Genomic DNA, 18,212 nt, shown 5'->3' with positions numbered 1-18,212 from the left:
ACTGGCTCAGGGGTTTTTTTATCCCCGCAGCAGCGGAATTAACAATAATCCGACAAAAAACAGAGAATTCCTTATCGGCACCCGCGGGGGAAACAGGCTAGACTACGCGGCACTGAAAGATAAAGGGTATCACAGAATGAGAGTCGTAATGCTGGCGGGATGTATGATGTTACTGACCGGCTGTGGCAGTATTATCAGCCGTACAGTGCCTGGTCAGGGCCACGGACACCAGTATTACCCGGGGGTGCAGTGGGATATGCGTGACGGGGGGCTGCGTTATCTGACGTTACTCGACCTGCCACTGTCTCTGATTATTGACACACTGTTACTGCCGGTGGATGCAAAACACGGAGCTTACGATTGATTCACCGGCCAGTGTTTGTTACCAGCGTTCAGCCTCGCTGTCGTCATCATTCCATTCTTCGGCGGCGGCTTCCCCTTCTTCGGTATCTGTAGGAGGGGTCAGCTGGAATTCGCCTTCATCCCATTCATGCAGTGTGTTTTCGTCCTGCCATTCCAGCGTCAGTTCCTGAGGGTCAAAATCTCCTGACCAGATAGCCTGCGCGGCATCATCATAGAGTAATGGCAGACATTCACTGGTTTCCTGATTTTCGTCGTCTGAGAATTGCGCCTGCCACATAATATCACCGTCCTGCATTACATATTTCTGTAAAGCAAACTGACTGATTTCCGGCTCGTGGTCAGCTTCCGGATGATCGGCCAGAAACTGTTCCCGTGCGGCATCGATTGCTTCAGACAGGGTGCTAAAAAGATCCATATGATAACCTCAGATTATCCGTGAGAAGAATGTAAAGCATAGATCAAAACAGACAGGGGGCAACCGGCGGAGTGAAGGATTTACGGCGTGCCGCCCGGAATGTGTATTGCCGGGCAGCAGTGGCAGATTAATACAGCGAAGGTTCACCTTCCGGCTGAGTTTTAAAGCGACGGTGTAGCCACATATACTGTTCCGGAGCCAGCAGGATAGCCTCTTCGACAATCTGATTCATACGGGTGGCAGTTGACACTTCATCAGTCAGCGGAATGGAGTCACTGGCATCCGGTAAAATCACCATTTCGTAACCACGGCCATTCGGTAACCGGCGGGGCACGAACGGGATGACGGTCGGATGACTGGTGCGCATTAGCATATAGGTACCGCGGGTGGTTGCTGCTGTTCCGACCGCGAAAAAGGGTGCAAAAACACTGGCGCGCGGGCCATAGTCATGGTCCGGCGCGTACCAGATAATCTGATTATTTTTCAGCGCGCGGATCATACCTTTAACGTCTTTACGGTCAATCATATCTTTATTGGAACGCATCCGGCCGTAGGTTTGCAGCCAGTCGAGGAGTTTATTGTCATTCGGACGATACACGCCGATACCCGGATTAAATACACCAAAAATACGGGCCCCCAGTTCCAGCGTCAGAAAATGCATCCCGATTAACAATATGCCACGGCCACTGGCCAGTGCAGTATCAATATGTTCCAGTCCGGAAACCCTGAACCACTTACGTACCCGCCATTCCGGCCAGAACCAGGCCATCCCGGTTTCCATCAGGCCCATACCGACAGATTCAAAATTATGTACCAGCAGTGCTTCGCGATCAGCCGCCGGCATCGCAGGAAAACACAGTTCCAGATTACGTCTGGCAGTGATCACCCTGCTTTTCAGAAAATGCATGGATAAACGACCAAGATTAGTCCCTATAAAATAGAGCACCGGGTAGGGCAGTAATACCAGAAGGTACAGAAAAACAATCCCCAGCCAGGTAAGCCAGTAACGCGGATGGAAAAGGCTTCGGTTAAATTCAGGCAATTGAGTCATATTATTTTATTATTTCCAGGTTTCCGTGGAACGACAGGGGAATCACTTCCCCACAATTCGGCGACTATTGTGCCATTTTTTTAGCTAAGCTAAAACGCAATATACGGGGGGGGCAGCTACCGGACAGCGGTGTATCGCGAAGATTTAGCATGATTCGCCAAAGAATCGGTAGTCCCCGTTTTTTCATGATAACAAATCAGTTATCATACGCGCCCCCGATAATGAGTATAGATGACAGGAACGAACACCATGCCAGTGTTACATAACCTTGTATCCAATAAAGAGCTGAAAGAGCGGATGCTGGCCGAAACCGAGCCACGAACAACCGTCTCTTTTTATAAATATTTTCAGATCACTGATCCTCAGGCATTCCGTGACAGTCTGTATATTCTGTTAACGTCATTACAGGTTTTTGGCCGTATTTATGTGGCACATGAAGGGATTAATGCCCAGATCAGTGTACCGGCCAGCCGTTATGAAGAGATGAAACAGGCACTGTACAGTTTTGATCCGGCCCTTAATCATCTGCGTATGAATATTGCGCTGGATGACGATGGTAAATCCTTCTGGGTATTACGCCTGAAAGTCCGTGACCGTATTGTGGCAGATGGAATTGAAGATGACAGTTTTGATGCCAGTGATGTGGGCGATTATCTGAAAGCCGACCAGGTCAATCAGATGCTGGATGATCCGGATGCGGTATTTGTCGATATGCGTAATCATTACGAATACGAAGTCGGACATTTTGATCGCGCGATGGAGATTCCGGCGGATACTTTCCGTGACCAGCTGCCGATGGCTGTCGATATGCTGGAACAGCAGAAAGATAAAAAAATTGTGATGTACTGTACCGGCGGGATCCGTTGCGAAAAGGCCAGCGCCTGGATGCGACATAACGGCTTCAGTAATGTTTACCATATTGAAGGCGGGATCATCGAATATACCCGCCGCGCCCGGGAGCAGGGGCTGCCTATCCGTTTTAAAGGTAAAAACTTCGTGTTTGATGAACGGATGGGTGAACGTATTTCCGATGATGTGCTGGCACACTGTCATCAGTGCGGCACCCCCTGTGACAGTCATGTTAATTGCATTAATGATGGCTGCCATTTATTGTTTATCCAGTGCCCGCAGTGCGCGGAAAAATATCATGGCTGCTGTAGCCCGATGTGCATGGAAGAGTCTCAGTTATCGCCGGACGAGCAACGCTTGCGCCGTGCGGGGCGGGAAACCAGTAATAAGATCTTTAATAAATCACGCGGAGTATTACGTATGACTCTGCCACAACCGGTTAAACCGGAATAATAACAATTAACGCCGGATAAAATCAGGCATATTGTTATCAGGAAACAGCCCCGTGACAGCAGGGGCTGTTTTATATATCAGACCGGAAAACGCAGTATTTCGGTTAAGTCACCCATCGGGGCAGACCCTTGTTTCGCCAGCGCTTTGTCGCGGGTCTGCAGACCCGGTAATTTCGGTAAATCATATACCCGGCTGATTAACCGCAGAATTGAACCGGTATCATACTGGGTATGTTCCACATGGCCTTTCAGGGCAAAGGGTGACACCACCAGTGCGGGTATCCGGGTGCCCGGTCCCCAGCGGTCGCCTTTCGGCGGAGCAACATGATCCCACCAGCCGCCATTCTCATCGAAAGTAATCACCACCACAGTATTATCCCACTGCGGGCTTTGCTGCAGGCGGTTAACAATATGGGCAATATGACGGTCCCCGGATTCTACATCTGAATAACCGGCATGCATATTCAGGTTACCCTGTGGCTTATAGAAAGTGACCGGTGGTAATTTTCCGGCATCGACATCTGCCAGAAATTTATTGGTCGCAGCCGTATCCCCCAGCCCGCCGTCACGCAGGTGTTTTGCCCGTCGCTCAGGGTGTTGCGGGCCGAGATCAGCAAAGTAGTTCAGGGGCTGATGATGCAGCTGGAAATCAGGGCGGGCAGGAAAAGTATCACTGTCTTTTTTACCGTCAACGGCAAACTGCCAGCCGCCTGAATACCAGGCCCAGTCAATACCTTTATCCGACAACAGGTCCCCGATATGCTGGTGTGTCTGTGCCGGCAGAGTTTTAGGTGAAGAAAGATCTGCCAGTGCCGGATTATTTTTGTCCCGGCTGCCTGATGGCCAGTACGGCGGCAGCATAGTATTTACCGCATAGCCATCGGGGGTCAGCTGGCTGGGACCGAACTGAGGGATCCCCTGTAATGCGCTGGCCGGTGAGCTGTCTTTTGGTTTCAGACGCGGATCGGTCGGGTCGTCGCTCATCAGGGTAGCGACCTGATCTTTCGCCGGTGACTGGTGGACATCCGGATAAAACGGCGGGCGGGCGCAGACCAGATACTGGTGGTTAAGGAATGAACCGCCAAAAGCGCCCTGGAAAAAGTTATCACAGAGAGTATATTCGCTGGCCAGATTCCACAGGCGCATATTATAGGCACCATCTCCGTAATGGCCCATCGTCAGGGCACCTGAATCTGCCCAGGCGACGAATTTATCGTTTTTTCCGCCGTTAATCTGCATCTGGTTCTGATAGAACACATGCCAGAGATCGCGGGTGATCACACCCTGTGGCAGAGCTTCACCATCGGGCCCCTTCAGCGCGAAGGGTTTATTAGGCAGATGCTGCATATACGGGGCATTTTCTGCGACCTGGTAACGGGTATGGTTGACGGTTTGTTCGTCAGGTACCAGTCCTTTCCAGACCGGGGGAAACTCGCTCAGTAGTGTGCCATCGCGGTCGCGCTGCTGATACTGTTGCGGGTGCAGTTCGGAAAGGGGATGTTTTACCCCAGGGAAATTGGCAAATAAATTATTAAAGCTGCGGTTTTCTGCATAGATAACAACAATATTGCGGACATGCTTTCTCAGCAATTGATCCTGCTGTTTCTCAGGCAGTTTATTTAAGGCTACAGGCTGATGAGCAGATGGCGTTTTTGCGTCTGCCAGCGGCAGTATCCCCGAACTCAGGCCGATAACCGAGGCTCCGGCGAGGAAGCGACGGCGGGCCGGGTTGTCAGGACGCGTATTTTGCGCCGAAGGCTGCTGTCCGGTAGCGTCATTCTTCTCATTTTCTGGTTTCTTCATTTGCACATAACCTTAATAGATTCATCATGGTAAAAGCAGCCAGAATCCTATAAGGCAGTTATGACAATATTATTACAACCACAGACTGGCGGAGGTACCGGCAGAAAAGAGCCTTCGTGACCGGGAAACCGGGCCAGCCCGGGGTACAGACCCGCGCAGGGTAAAATAAACAGCCCGCAGGGCCGCAGGAATGAATTGGTTTGTTACAATTACCCTGCGCCAGAGCGGCAGCAGGGTAACGCACTCAGCCAGTGAAGCGCTGCAGAGAAAAAGGTTTTACTGAGTCGGGTAACTGTCCCTGAGTAGCAAAATGGCAGGCAATTTCGCCTAACACCGGAGAAAACTTAAAGCCATGGCCGCTTAGCCCGGTGATCACCAGACAATCCGGGGTATCCGGCAGAGTATCAATAATAAAATCTTCATCCGGCGACATATCATAACTGCAGGACTCGCCATACAGACAGCCACCCACACCACTCAGACACTGGCGCAGAAAAGCGAAACACTCGCTGCCATCCCGGGCGATACTGCCAAAGGGCGGGCGGGGCTGATTCAGGGATAAGGGTTGTCCGCCGTCATGGCGTCCGGCTTTCAGAGCATTGTCCTGTGCCGGAAATCCGTAGTACTGGCTGCCGTCGTCCAGTTCGATACTGAACCCCGGGAAATGGTTGTTTTCACTATAGCGCCCGTCAGCCTGAAACCAGGAAAATACTTTGCGTATCGGGGTGACAGGTAATCCGGGCAACAGAGTCTGCACTGTGCTGCCGGAACTGACCAGCAGCTTGCGCCCGAAGTACTCACCTTCGGCAGTGGTGACTTTTTGCAGACCATCCTGCCGGCCGATGGCAGTGACGGGGCAATTAAACAGCTGGCCGCACCCCTGTTCCCTCGCCAGCCGGATCCAGTGTTCTACCGCACTTTCGGCAGAAAGATAACCGGCATCCTGTTCGTAAACGGCACAGAAGTGTTCAGGCAGGGTAATTTCAGGCCAGCGTTGCTGTACCTGCTTTGCAGTCAGGGTCTCTGTATTCAGTGACCAGCGTTGTGCACTGGTCCTGATATTTTCCATAAACCCCGAACCGCGGGGACCGGCATTTAATACACCACAGGGATGTAACAGCTTAACCCCGGCGGTTTGTTCAAATTCCTGCCACAGTGCCTTACTGCGCAGCAGCAGGGGAACATATTTTTCACCTTCGCCATAGGCATAACGGATCAGGCGGCTGGTGCCATGGTGTGCCCCCTGTTTATGGGGAGGATGGTGAGCATCAATCATCAATACATTCAGTCCTGCACGGCTGGCGTAATAACCGGCCGCTGCACCGGCAGAGCCACTGCCGGCAATTATTAAATCGTAAATCATTCCCGTTAACCCCCTGAGACAGTGCGGATAAACAGGATAACAGAGCCCTGAATGATAGCAAAAATAAAGGCACCCGGTCGGGTGCCTGCTGACGAGGGAGCAGAGACTAATGTTTTAACGGATGGAGGGGCCGGTCTTCGGCTGACTCTATTTTGGCAATACCGGCTTCCAGTATCGATATAAACTGCCGCGCCACATCAGTGGTCAGCCAGTAGGTCGGTCCTATATCCGCTTCTTCTTCTTTCTGTTGCATCGACGATAATGAATGCAGGCGGATCATCATTGCATCATAGACATCAACGGTGCTGATATCCCAGCCGACCAGTGAATGGGTCTGAATGACATCTTTCTCTCTATCCATAAAACCCCCTGATTACTCGTGAAACGACGTGTATATTGAGGTTTAGCTCCAGCCTGTGTAAAAAATTGCAAGGCAATATAATTATAACATGTATCCTGAAAACTGGCAGAAACGCAATAAAATATTGCGGGGGATGGCAGAAAAACAGCCCGCTCAAACCGGGCTGTGTCCCCTGACAGGGCTCTCGCGGCAAGAGTACAGGGTTGACCTGCACCATATTGTTGCCGGGCCGGGCCGGGTCGCAGGCGATTACTACAGGCTACGGGTCAGTAAAGCCGAATAAAAAAACCGGATGGCGACACCCGGTGGCGTATCAACGCTTAACCACCGTTTCACTGCCACCTTGTGTGGCAGTGAAACATGACTGACTGTCCACAGTAAGGGGGCTGCAGGCAGATATTACTGTATACGTATACAGTAATATCTCTGCTAAGGCAACGGCTGATCAGGGCGCTACCGTCCAGTTCAGTGTCTGGCCGGCGAGGAAGGGAACAATAACATCATCTCCGGCAGCTATCGTTTCAGGAACCGTCCATGGCTGGCGTAGCAGGGTCACTGTATCTTCGTTGACCGGTAACCCATAAAACTGCGGCCCGTTGACGGAGCAGAAAGCTTCGAGATGTTGCAGTGCATCCAGTTCTTCAAATACGGTAGCGTAGGCCGACAGTGCACTCGGGGCATTAAAGACTCCCGCACATCCGCAACTGCTTTCTTTACGGTGGCGCAGGTGTGGTGCCGTATCAGTGCCGAGGAAAAAGCGCGGATGACCACTGGCAACCACCTGACGCAACGCTTCCTGATGAATATTACGTTTCAGGATCGGCAGACAGTACAGGTGCGGGCGAATGCCGCCACTCAGCATATGGTTACGGTTAAACATCAGATGTTGCGGAGTAATCGTTGCTGCCAGGTGTTGATCACCGGCACTGACATAGTCAGCCGCATCTTTGGTGGTAATGTGTTCCAGCACCACCCGCAGGGCCGGGAACTGGCTGCGCAGCGGGATTAATACCTGTTCAATAAAACGTGCTTCACGGTCGAAAATATCCACATGTGAGTCGGTCACTTCGCCGTGGATTAACAGCGGCATCCCCAGCGACTGCATACGATCCAGCACGGAGGCAATATGTCCGATACTGGTGACCCCGTGGCTGGAGTTGGTGGTGGCATGTGCCGGATACAGCTTGGCAGCAGTGAATACTTTATTGCGAAAACCGGTTTCGATTTCGTCCGGATCCAGCGAGTCGGTCAGGTAGCAGGTCATCAGTGGCTGAAAACTATGCCCGGCAGGGCGGGCCGCCATGATACGGTCACGGTAAGCAATGGCTGCGCTGACGGTGGTTACCGGCGGGACAAGGTTTGGCATGACTATTGCGCGGCCATACACCTCGCTGGTATATGGCAGGACGGTGTTCAGCATTTCATCGTCACGTAAATGGATATGCCAGTCATCGGGACGGCGTAAAGTGATCTTATCTGGGTGAACAGTCATGCATCAGGCTCCGGCGTAAAAGAGTAAACGTTTGCGGGGGTTTTTACCGGGGACTAAGGATAAAGCCCCCGCGGCCGGATTGCACTTGTTTTTTGCGCTGATTTTTGGCAGTCAGTCGCCGGTTAGCGGGTCAGGGAAATCACCAGTTCGCCGGGTTTCACTTCCAGACCTTTGGCCAGTTTTTTTGCCAGCCCTTCGGCAGTACTGCGGTCCGCACTTAGCACATAGGCCGGATGATTCTTAAAATACTCCTGCAATGACTGGTTCAGAACCGGCATCAGGGCAGTGACAACAGAACGGAGCTTATCCGGGCTGACCTGTGAGTCGGTGATTTGCAGATCCTGCAGGTAGATAGCTGACTGTTGTGGATCAAAGACCGGCTGTGCTTTCATTTTCAGGCTCACCCGGGCGTCCTGCTGACCAAACAGTGATTGTAACTGTATATCGGCAGTGCCGGAGAGCGTCATTTTATTCGGTTCTTCCCTGCCGATAGCTGATTGTAAGTCAGTCAGGACAATATGCGCGCTGGCCAGCCCGTTAACCCCGATATCTTTCTGATAGTTATCGTGTTTTTTCAGCGCGTTGTTCACCTGTTGCTCGCTGATGGTGTATTGTGTCAGGTGGTCACAGCCTGTGAGCAGCAGGGCAGTGAATAAAAGTGACAGGCAGATAAACAATTTACGCATATATTCCTCAACTTACCGGTAAGATCCTTGCGGGCCGGGGAGTATTCTGCCTGAGTTACTGCCGGGTGTCATCCCGTGTCCCTGCCTCCTTCTCTGCCAGTTACTTCCGGCAACAGTGGCTGAAAATTACCCGTGTGCGACAACGATTTCGCGACAGTCAGCAGAAAATAAGTGTGTTTTTAATGGGATAAATAAGCCGCTGGTATTAACATAATCAGCAGTCCGTCCGGAGCAAACCGGACACGGAACAATCTGTTCATTAGTCAGGGAGTCTTTATGTTTGGATACCGTACAGCATCTTCCCGCGTGAGTCTGACGACTGACCGGATGGTGGTCCGGCTGGTGAATGATCGCGATGCATGGCGAATGGCAGACTATTATGCCGGTAACCGTGCCTACTTAATGCCGTGGGAACCTATCCGTGATCAAAGCTATTTCCAGGCGTCCGGCTGGCAGGCCCGGTTATCGGTGATGACAGAGCAGCAGCGTCAGGGGGCAGCCTATTACTTTATTCTGCTGGACCCCTCGGAACAGGAAGTAATGGGCGTGGCCAATTTCAGTAATGTGGTACGCGGCTGTTTTTATGCCTGCTATCTCGGTTATTCGCTGGGGGAAAAATGGCAGGGGCAAGGGCTGATGCAGGAAGCGTTACAGGCGGCCATTCGTTATATGCAGCGGCAACATAAGATCCACCGGATAATGGCCAATTATATGCCGCGGAATCAGCGCAGCGGAAATCTGCTGGCACGGCTGGGTTTTGAGAAAGAAGGGTATGCACGGCAATATCTGCTGATTAATGGTGTCTGGGAAGATCATGTTCTGACGGCACTGACTCGTGAGGATGGCAGTGCTGATAAGTATTGCTGAATTACGCCTTGTAACAAACACTGCTGGTGATTTTTACCAGCGCCGATAGACTATGCCCGCCTACAGAAACTGTGTGCCAATGGCCGGGGAGCAGATCACCGTTCCGGGCTATAAATGTCGAAATTGCAGGATGTCTGAACACTTATGAATTTGCTTAAATCACTGGCTGCGGTCAGTTCAATGACCTTGTTTTCCCGCGTGCTGGGTTTTGCCCGCGATGCCATTGTGGCGCGGGTATTTGGTGCCGGGATGGCGACCGATGCTTTTTTTGTGGCGTTTAAACTTCCCAATCTGTTGCGCCGTATATTTGCCGAAGGTGCATTTTCACAGGCCTTTGTGCCTATTCTGGCCGAGTATAAAAATACTCAGGGTGAAGAGGCCTCACGTATTTTTGTGTCGTATGTCGCGGGTTTACTGACACTGGTGCTGGCGGTAGTGACAATCCTGGGGATGCTGGCAGCCCCGTGGGTCATTTATATTACGGCCCCCGGTTTTGCTGATACGGCGGATAAATTTGCGTTAACCACCGCGTTACTGCGGGTAACCTTTCCATATATCTTACTGATCTCTCTGGCATCGCTGATTGGTGCGGTACTCAATACCTGGAACCGTTTTTCGGTACCGGCCTTTGCCCCGACCTTGCTGAATGTCAGCATGATCGGCTTTGCGCTGTTTGCTGCCCCCTGGTTTCACCCTCATGTGATGGCACTGGCCTGGGCGGTTGTAGTCGGCGGGGTACTGCAACTGGGTTATCAGCTGCCCCATTTACGTAAGATAGGTATGCTGGTATTACCGCGGATCAATCTGCACGATGCCGGGGTATGGCGGGTATTACGTCAGATGGGGCCGGCGATCCTCGGAGTCTCCGTCAGCCAGATCTCTCTGATTATCAATACTATTTTTGCTTCATTTCTGGTATCCGGCTCCGTGTCCTGGATGTATTACGCTGACCGGCTGATGGAATTTCCTTCGGGAGTGCTGGGGGTTGCCCTGGGGACGATTCTGTTACCGTCACTGTCCCGCAGTTTTGCCAGCGGTAATCACCAGGAATATTCCAACCTGATGGACTGGGGGCTGCGCCTGTGCCTGTTGCTGGCGATCCCCAGTTCAGTGGCAATAGGTATCCTTGCCGGGCCATTGACTTCAGCTCTGTTCCAGTATGGTAAGTTTACGGCATTTGATGCCCTGATGACTCAGCATGCGCTGGTTGCTTATGCGGTCGGGCTGGTAGGACTGATCGTGGTGAAGGTGCTGGCTCCGGGCTTCTATTCCCGGCAGGATATTAAAACACCGGTAAAAATTGCTATTTTCACCCTGTTATCGACTCAGGTGATGAATCTGGCATTTATTGGTCCCCTGAAACATGCCGGTTTATCTTTATCCATCGGGCTGGCGGCCTGTCTGAATGCCGGACTGTTATTCTGGCAATTACGCAAAAAGAAAATTTTTCATCCACAGCCGGGCTGGGCCGGTTTTCTTTCCCGACTGATTTTATCGGTGGTTATTATGGGGGCAGTCCTCTATACCCTGCTGCAATACATGCCATCGTGGGGGGAAGGCGAAATGGTGTGGCGGATCCTGCGGCTGACCGGAGTCTGTGCCGTCGGCGGGCTGGTGTACTTTGGCAGCCTCGCGATAATGGGATTCCGTGTCAAAGACTTCGCCCGGCGCAGTGTGACCTGATCAGCGGGCCACGGCCGGACTCTCAGGAAAGCAGTGATCACTGACAGGGTAACTTTTATCGGAAGTTACCCTGTCTCCGGCAGAGCCGGCATCTGCGTTTATATATCACTCAGCATAGCCATCCGGTCCGTAAAAGGGCCGCTGACTCAGGGGAGACAAGACGGATAAAGCCTGTTGTGTCCAGCGAAGTTGTTGTTGCAGCAGCAAGCCCGTATGCTGGTTGGCCTGCTGTAGCACACAAAGTTGCCGGCAAACCGCCTGCCACAAGTCGGCTAACGGTCCGCAGTCCGTATAGGGGGCCTGTAAACTGTGCTGCTGACCGGCCTCCGCCAGCCGTAAATCGAGATAACTTAAAGTATTCAGGGCCGCCTGCTTATCTTCTGTCAGGCTCTGCAGCCGGTAACTGTCAGGATGTGCTGCCATCAGTTCCTGTTGCTCTGTTTCCATCATCAGTTGCAGTGACGATAAAACCTGCTGCATGTTCTGCACGATTATCAATAACGCTTGCTGCGGATTAGTCTGCGTCATCATGCTCCACCCTCAGGCTGTCAGCGATCCCGTTAGCAATTATCCGGCTATCAGTGTGGTAATGTCCGTCGGCAATTGCCTGCCGGAGATCATTAACCTTTGACTGACGGATATCCCCCTGACTGGTGTTATGCAGTAATTGTGGTACCCGGCTCAGGTTTACCCTGGCAGCGGGGGCCGCAGTACCGGACAGTGACAGTTTGTCCTGAAGACGTATGCCGGCTGATGGCTGTTGTTCTGCCTGAGGGATAAGCCCGCTGGCCCGTGTTTTGTCGATGCTCATAAACGTGACTCCGCTGCTGGATTATTCTGTTCGCCTGACAACTCAGGCAGGATATCCGGATTATCGGCATTTGCCCCTGAAACCTTATGGCCTGCTTTGTGTTAGTTGATTTTTACGGATAACAGCCCGTGACTATCAACAGTTGCGATAATGATCTGACCATTCAGCGTTCTGACTCTGACTTCATTGCCTGCGGTTGCGTTGTTCAGTGCTGTACCGGCAGTGCCGACACTGAATCCGTTGCCATACAGGCTCACCTGTACCTGATCACCGCTTGTTACCTGCCAGGGCTGACGTAACTGTGTCCGGATAATCACTTTCCCGGGTTGCAGAGTTTGTAAGGCAATGGCAGGTAATGTCTGCGACGGTACCAGCAGCGACCGTGCTGGCAGGGTATCCAGCCTTCCGTAGCAGCGGGATAACAGTTGTTGCGTGACCAGGCCCCCACGGGGAATTTGTTGTGCTGCAACATAATAATTGCCGGTAACCTGTAATTCAGTTTGCAGAAAATTCTTTCGCGGGCCACAGCGGGCTGCCACGGTCATTTTCCCCCAGCGGCGGCTGTTACCGGGTAAACTGAATACCGGCCGGGAACAGACCGGCCAGCCCTGGCGGGGGGTAATAATGACCGCCTGCATCTGCCCGGCATATTGCGGTTCCCGTTGCCGGAAAAACTGCGTCAGCTGCTGTTGCAGGGGACTTGCCAGGCTGAACAGTGGGGTAATAAGCAGTAATAAAAACAGCATTTTTTTAGACATATTATTTCTAATTGTTTGTAATTTCAGTTAATTTTACATCTCCCCGGTGATTCTCAAACGCTAAACTGGTGACATTTTTTTCGGCTATTCTGTCGATTTCCCGCCACTGCATTCCCGTATTCTGCATGTCATACCTTCCTGACCGGAGACACTTATGTCCGACAGACTGGATACGGAACTTGGTTTTGCCCGCCAGGTGCTCAGCCTGCGTCAGCAGCGACAAACAATACTGGCCGCAAACATTGCTAATGCAGATACCCCGGGTTATCAGGCACGGGATATCGATTTTTCTTCACAGCTGAAAAAAGCAGTTTCCCGCGGGCAGCAAGGCGACCAGCCACTGGCCCTCACCCTGACCTCCGGGCGGCACATTGCTGCACAGGGTCATCCGCCCGCCGACACCCGGCTGTTGTATCGGGTGCCCGATCAGCCAGCGGCTGACGGCAACACGGTAGATATGGATCGGGAACGGGTTCAGTTTGCGGATAACAGTGTCAAATATCAGACCGATCTGACGATGCTGTCAGGCCGGATTAAACAAATGATCAGCGTATTACAGGGATAAGCGGATTGTATGAGCCTGTTCAGTATTTTTGATATTTCCGGGTCGGCACTGAGTGCCCAGTCCCAGCGGCTGAATGTCAGTGCCAGTAACCTGGCCAATGCGGATAGCCGCACAGGGCCTGACGGACAGCCATACCGTGCCAAACAGGTGATCTTCCGCACCGATGGCGGCTACCCGTCCGGTATCGGCGGGGTACATGTGGCCGGGGTGGTGAATGATCCTTCACCATTCAGGCTGGTGTATGCGCCGGGTGATCCGCTAGCCGATCAGCAAGGCTATATCCGTATGCCGAACGTCGATGTGGTGGCAGAAACGGTGAACACTATTTCTGCATCGCGCAGCTATCAGGCCAATATCGAAGTGATGAATACGGTCAAAAGCCTGATGATGAAAACACTGACCCTCGGTCAGTAACCGGAGAGAGTGTTATGAGCATAACTGTAACAGTCGGAGATATGCGCAGCAGACCCCCTTTACTGCGTGACAGTAACAGCAGCACAGATAACGGTAACAGCGCGGCTGATCTGCAAAATCAGTTTATGACGTTACTGATTGCCCAGCTGAAAAATCAGGATCCGACCAACCCGATGGATAACAGTCAGCTGACCTCCCAGCTGGCACAAATCAATACCCTCAGTGGTATAGAGCAACTTAACAGCACTCTGGGGGCGATTTCAGGACAGATCAACACCAGCCAGTCGATGGAAAATACGTTACTGATCGGTCATGGCGTGATGCTGCCAGGCAGTGCGGTACTGGCAGGTAAAGATACCTCTTCCGGAGACGGCAGTATCACAACCACACCGTTTGGCGTCGATGCGCCAGCCAGTGTCAGCGATGCAGTCGCCACCATTACTGACAGCAGTGGTAATGCTATCGCTACTCTGGACCTTGGCAGTATGGATCCCGGAGTACATACCTTCCAGTGGGATGGTAATCGTGACGATGGCAGTCCGGCAGAAGAAGGGAAGTATCAGGTCACCATCAGTGCCAGTAACGATAATGCGCCGGTGGATGTGACCAGCCTTAATTATGCCCGTGTTTACGGGGTTACCCCGGCAGGAAACGGTAATGCAGCGGTATTGAATCTGGGGGCCTATGGCACCGCGACCCTCGATCAGATACGGCAGATCCTTTAACTCAGTCAGGAGTCATTATGTCATTTTCACAGGCTGTCAGCGGTCTCAATGCCGCGTCGGCAAATCTGGATGTTATTGGTAATAATATTGCTAACTCTGCGACATCCGGTTTTAAATCGTCTGCCACGGCATTTGCCGATATGTTCGCAGCGTCACAGGTCGGGCTGGGGACTAAAGTGGCAAAAGTCATTCAGGACTTTGGTGACGGCGCGACGACCTCTACCGGCCGGGCCCTGGATGTCGCTCTGAGCGGTAACGGTTTTTTTCGCCTTACGGATCAGAACGGTAATGTTTATTATTCGCGTAACGGCCAGTTCGCGCTGGATGCCAATCGTAATCTGGTCAATACCGCCGGGCTGAATGTCAGCGGGTACCCGGCCAGTGGTATTCCGGCGGTGATCCAGACCGGTGCGAATCCTGGTCCGCTGTCGATCCCTGATACCCAGATGCAGGCCAATGCCACCAGTAAAGCAGCACTGGTGGCTAACCTTAACTCGACGGATGCTGTACCGACTGTAACGCCGTTCGATCCGACCAACGTCGACAGTTTTAATGCCAAAAGTACCGTCACAGTTTTTGACTCGCAGGGGAATCAGCATCAGCTGGATCTTTATTTTGTTAAAGACGCGGATAACCAGTGGACAGTGAATCCTCTCGATTCCTCGACCGGTCAGGCATCGGCATCTTTCGCTATGTCATTCGATGAAAATGGTATGCTGACCAGCAACCCTCAGCAAACCCTGGTGATCCAGGGCAGTAACGGGGCGGCGGCTAACCAGTCGATCACCCTGAATATGCAGAACAGTATGCAACAGAATACGGGGGCCAGTACGTTCGGCAGTCCGGTACAGGACGGGTTCGCCCCCGGTGATCTGACCGGCTATAAGGTGAATGATGATGGCACCATTACCGGGACCTATTCTAACCAGAAAACACAGTTACTCGGGCAAATTGTCTTGTCCGGATTTGCTAATCCGGAAGGCTTGCAGCCGGACGGTGATAATGTCTGGTCAGAGACCAGTGCTTCCGGTCAGCCGATGATTGGTGTGCCGGGGACCGGTAACCTCGGGTCAATGACCGCCGGAGCCCTTGAAGCCTCAAACGTCGATATGAGTAAAGAACTGGTAAATATGATTGTTGCGCAACGTAACTATCAGTCTAACGCTCAGACGATCAAAACCCAGGATCAGATCCTGAACACCCTGGTGAACCTGCGATAGCCGGAGGACTGCATTATGGATCATGCCATTTATACGGCGATGGGCGGGGCCAGCCAGACACTGGCCATGCAGGCGGTCACCACGGCGAACCTGGCCAATGTTTCCACCCCCGGTTTCAGGGCCCAGCTCAGTGCTTTTCGTGCCGTTCCGGTGAACGGGCCGTCATTGCCGACCCGCATCCTGGTGACCGCGTCTACCCCGGGGGCAGATATGTCTGCCGGGAAGCTGGATTATACGGAACGTCCGCTGGATGTCGCCACAGAGCCGGATGCCTGGCTGGCCATCCGTATGGCCGATGGCAGTGAGGCCTATACCCGCAACGGCAATATGCAACTGGATCCTCAGGGAATGCTCACTATCGCCGGGCATCCGGTGATGGGGGAGGACGGACCGATCGCCCTGCCGCAAAATGCAAAACTGACGATTGCCGCCGATGGATCTATTACCGCCTTAAATCCCGGTGATCAACCCAATGCGACGGTTCAGGTTGCCAGACTGAAGCTGGTTTCCGGCGGGCCGGCCACCCTGGTACGTTCTGATGACGGTTTTTTCCGGCCTTCGCGACAGGTGCAGCAGCAGTCAGGGCCGGTATTAGCGGAGGATCCGAATCTGCGGGTCATGCCCGGGGTACTGGAAGGCAGTAATGTGAATCCGGCAGAAGCGATGGTGTCGCTGATCGGTCAGGCAAGGCAGTTCGAAATGCAGATGAAAGAGATTAGCAGCGTTGATCAGAATGAACAGAAAGCGAATCAGCTACTGTCATTAAACAGTTAAGGGAAACGACAGCATGATACGTTCTTTATGGATTGCAAAAACCGGGCTGGATGCACAGCAGACCAATATGGATGTTATTTCCAATAACCTGGCCAATGTCAGTACTAACGGCTTCAAACGCTCCCGTGCTGTTTTTGAGGATCTTCTCTATCAAACGTTACGTCAGCCGGGAACCCAGTCTTCTGAACAGGATACTTTACCCTCAGGCCTGCAAATCGGTACCGGGGTCCGGCCGGTAACCACCGAGCGTCTGCATTCACAGGGAAACTTGTCCAAAACGGATAATGCCAAGGATATTGCGATCAACGGGCAAGGCTATTTTCAGGTACTGCTGCCCGACGGGAGTTCGGCTTATACCCGTGATGGTTCCTTTCAGGTCGATCAGAACGGACAACTGGTCAACAATGCCGGTTTCCAGGTGCAGCCGGGGATTACGATCCCGGCCAATGCCCTGAGTATTACTATCTCCCGTGACGGAGTGGTGAGTGTTACCCAGCCGGGCCAGACGCAGGCGACACAGGTGGGGCAGCTGACGCTGAATACCTTTGTAAATGATGCCGGTCTGGAGAGTAAAGGCGAAAACCTGTATCAGGAAACCCAGGCATCAGGCGCTCCCACAGAAAGTACCCCCGGGCAGAACGGGGCGGGGTTGTTGTATCAGGGCTATGTGGAAACCTCAAACGTCAATGTCGCTGAAGAACTGGTATCGATGATCCAGACACAGCGAGCCTACGAAATTAACAGTAAAGCTATCAGTACTTCTGACCAGATGTTACAGCGTCTGACTCAGCTGTAAATGTATCCGGCAGACCGGCGGATCGTTCCGGTCAGAATTGCGTCTGAAAAGGTAGTGACATGGTAGTGAAGTCTGTTCTGTACCCCACGGGGCTGGCCGCGCTGTTGCTGCTAATGGCTGGCTGTGCGCTGATCCCTCAGACCCCGCTGGTGAAAGGGAGTACCAGTGCTGAACCACCGGATACGGGGAGTCCGCTGGCCGATGGTTCAATTTTTCAGGGGGTTGCTCCCCTCAGCTACGGCTACCAGCCATTATTTGAAGACCGGCGGCCGCGCAATATTGGCGATACCCTGACCATTGTGTTGCAGGAAAACGTCAGTGCCAGCAAAAGTTCGTCCAGCAATGCCAGCCGTAAAGCGAGCAGTAACTTTGGTCTGGCGACCACTCCGCGTTTTCTTAACGGATTACTGGGCGGCGATAAAACCAGCTTTGATGGCACCGGTGGCAATGATTTTAACGGTAAAGGCGGAGCCAGCGCGAATAACACCTTTACGGGCACCATCACTGTGACGGTGGATAAGGTGCTGACCAATGGCAACCTTAAAGTGGTGGGTGAAAAACAAATTGCGATTAATCAGGGGACCGAATTTATCCGTTTCTCCGGAGTGGTTAATCCCCGCACAATCAATGCCAGTAACTCCGTTATCTCCACCTCGGTGGCTGATGCCCGTATTGAGTATGTCGGAAACGGTTATATCAACGAAACACAGCAAATGGGCTGGTTACAACGGTTCTTTCTGAATATTTCCCCTATGTAAGAGGCA

At 52.5% G+C, this 18,212-nt stretch carries 21 protein-coding genes; 11 read left to right on the top strand and 10 right to left on the bottom strand.

Annotated elements, in window-relative coordinates; genetic code table 11:
* Positions 1-136: 136 nt before the first annotated feature.
* The gene (locus JK216_RS11610) at positions 137-364 is read left to right on the top strand and encodes a YceK/YidQ family lipoprotein (RefSeq protein ID WP_212709518.1); all 228 of its coding nucleotides are present in this window, start codon (positions 137-139) and stop codon (positions 362-364) included.
* Between the two features lie 18 nt (positions 365-382).
* On the opposite strand, the gene JK216_RS11605 is transcribed toward JK216_RS11610, so the two are convergent.
* Together JK216_RS11605 and JK216_RS11600 are read right to left on the bottom strand one after the other, a co-directional pair.
* Positions 383-778, bottom strand: a complete 396-nt coding sequence (locus JK216_RS11605) for a MysB family protein (RefSeq protein WP_212709517.1) — start codon at positions 776-778, stop codon at positions 383-385.
* Positions 779-905: 127 nt separating this feature from the next.
* Entirely contained in the window at positions 906-1,829 is a 924-nt protein-coding gene (locus tag JK216_RS11600) for a Kdo(2)-lipid IV(A) acyltransferase (RefSeq protein WP_212711656.1), read from the bottom strand.
* A gap of 249 nt (positions 1,830-2,078) precedes the next feature.
* On the opposite strand from JK216_RS11600, the gene JK216_RS11595 reads away from it, so the two are divergent.
* Entirely contained in the window at positions 2,079-3,131 is a 1,053-nt protein-coding gene (locus tag JK216_RS11595; RefSeq protein ID WP_212709515.1) for a rhodanese-related sulfurtransferase, read from the top strand.
* A gap of 77 nt (positions 3,132-3,208) precedes the next feature.
* On the opposite strand, the gene acpA is transcribed toward JK216_RS11595, so the two are convergent.
* The 5 genes from acpA to JK216_RS11570 all read right to left on the bottom strand — a co-directional run bounded on the left by acpA (position 3,209) and on the right by JK216_RS11570 (position 8,835).
* The gene (gene acpA / locus JK216_RS11590) at positions 3,209-4,933 is read right to left on the bottom strand and encodes an acid phosphatase (protein WP_212711655.1); all 1,725 of its coding nucleotides are present in this window, start codon (positions 4,931-4,933) and stop codon (positions 3,209-3,211) included.
* 244 nt (positions 4,934-5,177) lie between these two features.
* On the bottom strand, positions 5,178-6,296 hold the full coding sequence (gene solA / locus JK216_RS11585; protein WP_212711654.1) for an N-methyl-L-tryptophan oxidase: 1,119 nt from the start codon (positions 6,294-6,296) through the stop codon (positions 5,178-5,180).
* A gap of 106 nt (positions 6,297-6,402) precedes the next feature.
* On the bottom strand, positions 6,403-6,657 hold the full coding sequence (gene bssS / locus JK216_RS11580) for a biofilm formation regulator BssS (RefSeq protein WP_212708706.1): 255 nt from the start codon (positions 6,655-6,657) through the stop codon (positions 6,403-6,405).
* Positions 6,658-7,102: 445 nt separating this feature from the next.
* On the bottom strand, positions 7,103-8,149 hold the full coding sequence (pyrC, locus tag JK216_RS11575; protein ID WP_212708707.1) for a dihydroorotase: 1,047 nt from the start codon (positions 8,147-8,149) through the stop codon (positions 7,103-7,105).
* Positions 8,150-8,271: 122 nt separating this feature from the next.
* Entirely contained in the window at positions 8,272-8,835 is a 564-nt protein-coding gene (locus JK216_RS11570) for a lipoprotein (RefSeq protein ID WP_212708708.1), read from the bottom strand.
* 276 nt (positions 8,836-9,111) lie between these two features.
* Here JK216_RS11570 and rimJ point away from each other — a divergent pair, with 276 nt between their 5' ends.
* Both rimJ and murJ read left to right on the top strand, forming a co-directional pair.
* The gene (rimJ, locus tag JK216_RS11565) at positions 9,112-9,702 is read left to right on the top strand and encodes a ribosomal protein S5-alanine N-acetyltransferase (protein ID WP_212708709.1); all 591 of its coding nucleotides are present in this window, start codon (positions 9,112-9,114) and stop codon (positions 9,700-9,702) included.
* A 144-nt stretch (positions 9,703-9,846) separates the two neighbouring features.
* Positions 9,847-11,385: a murein biosynthesis integral membrane protein MurJ gene (gene murJ, locus JK216_RS11560; RefSeq protein ID WP_212708710.1), complete on the top strand. Its 1,539-nt coding sequence runs from the start codon at positions 9,847-9,849 to the stop codon at positions 11,383-11,385.
* Between the two features lie 105 nt (positions 11,386-11,490).
* On the opposite strand, the gene flgN is transcribed toward murJ, so the two are convergent.
* The 3 genes from flgN to flgA all read right to left on the bottom strand — a co-directional run bounded on the left by flgN (position 11,491) and on the right by flgA (position 12,954).
* Positions 11,491-11,916, bottom strand: a complete 426-nt coding sequence (gene flgN, locus JK216_RS11555) for a flagellar export chaperone FlgN (protein ID WP_212708711.1) — start codon at positions 11,914-11,916, stop codon at positions 11,491-11,493.
* A complete protein-coding gene (flgM, locus tag JK216_RS11550; protein ID WP_212711653.1) occupies positions 11,900-12,196 on the bottom strand; it encodes a flagellar biosynthesis anti-sigma factor FlgM in 297 nt (98 codons plus the stop codon). The genes flgN and flgM overlap by 17 nt, the downstream gene beginning before the upstream one ends.
* A 101-nt stretch (positions 12,197-12,297) precedes the next feature.
* The gene (gene flgA, locus JK216_RS11545; protein ID WP_212710715.1) at positions 12,298-12,954 is read right to left on the bottom strand and encodes a flagellar basal body P-ring formation chaperone FlgA; all 657 of its coding nucleotides are present in this window, start codon (positions 12,952-12,954) and stop codon (positions 12,298-12,300) included.
* 154 nt (positions 12,955-13,108) lie between these two features.
* On the opposite strand from flgA, the gene flgB reads away from it, so the two are divergent.
* The 7 genes from flgB to JK216_RS11510 are packed head-to-tail and all read left to right on the top strand — an operon-like array spanning position 13,109 to position 18,206.
* Positions 13,109-13,519, top strand: a complete 411-nt coding sequence (gene flgB, locus JK216_RS11540; RefSeq protein WP_212711652.1) for a flagellar basal body rod protein FlgB — start codon at positions 13,109-13,111, stop codon at positions 13,517-13,519.
* Positions 13,520-13,528: 9 nt separating this feature from the next.
* Entirely contained in the window at positions 13,529-13,933 is a 405-nt protein-coding gene (gene flgC, locus JK216_RS11535; protein ID WP_212711651.1) for a flagellar basal body rod protein FlgC, read from the top strand.
* Between the two features lie 14 nt (positions 13,934-13,947).
* Positions 13,948-14,658 (top strand): flagellar hook assembly protein FlgD, encoded by a 711-nt coding sequence (locus JK216_RS11530; RefSeq protein WP_212711650.1) that lies wholly within the window; start codon positions 13,948-13,950, stop codon positions 14,656-14,658.
* A 17-nt stretch (positions 14,659-14,675) separates the two neighbouring features.
* Positions 14,676-15,878 (top strand): flagellar hook protein FlgE, encoded by a 1,203-nt coding sequence (gene flgE, locus JK216_RS11525; protein ID WP_212710718.1) that lies wholly within the window; start codon positions 14,676-14,678, stop codon positions 15,876-15,878.
* A gap of 15 nt (positions 15,879-15,893) precedes the next feature.
* Positions 15,894-16,652: a flagellar basal body rod protein FlgF gene (locus JK216_RS11520; RefSeq protein ID WP_212708718.1), complete on the top strand. Its 759-nt coding sequence runs from the start codon at positions 15,894-15,896 to the stop codon at positions 16,650-16,652.
* A gap of 13 nt (positions 16,653-16,665) precedes the next feature.
* A complete protein-coding gene (flgG, locus tag JK216_RS11515; protein WP_212708719.1) occupies positions 16,666-17,448 on the top strand; it encodes a flagellar basal-body rod protein FlgG in 783 nt (260 codons plus the stop codon).
* A gap of 59 nt (positions 17,449-17,507) precedes the next feature.
* The gene (locus JK216_RS11510) at positions 17,508-18,206 is read left to right on the top strand and encodes a flagellar basal body L-ring protein FlgH (protein WP_212711649.1); all 699 of its coding nucleotides are present in this window, start codon (positions 17,508-17,510) and stop codon (positions 18,204-18,206) included.
* Positions 18,207-18,212: the final 6 nt, after the last annotated feature.

Origin of the sequence: Tatumella sp. JGM94, assembly GCF_018257595.1 — a bacterium.
In the GTDB taxonomy this organism is placed as follows: Bacteria; Pseudomonadota; Gammaproteobacteria; order Enterobacterales; family Enterobacteriaceae; genus Tatumella; species Tatumella punctata.
Note: the sequence above shows the minus strand (reverse complement) of the source record. Positions and strands in the feature narration are given on the sequence as shown.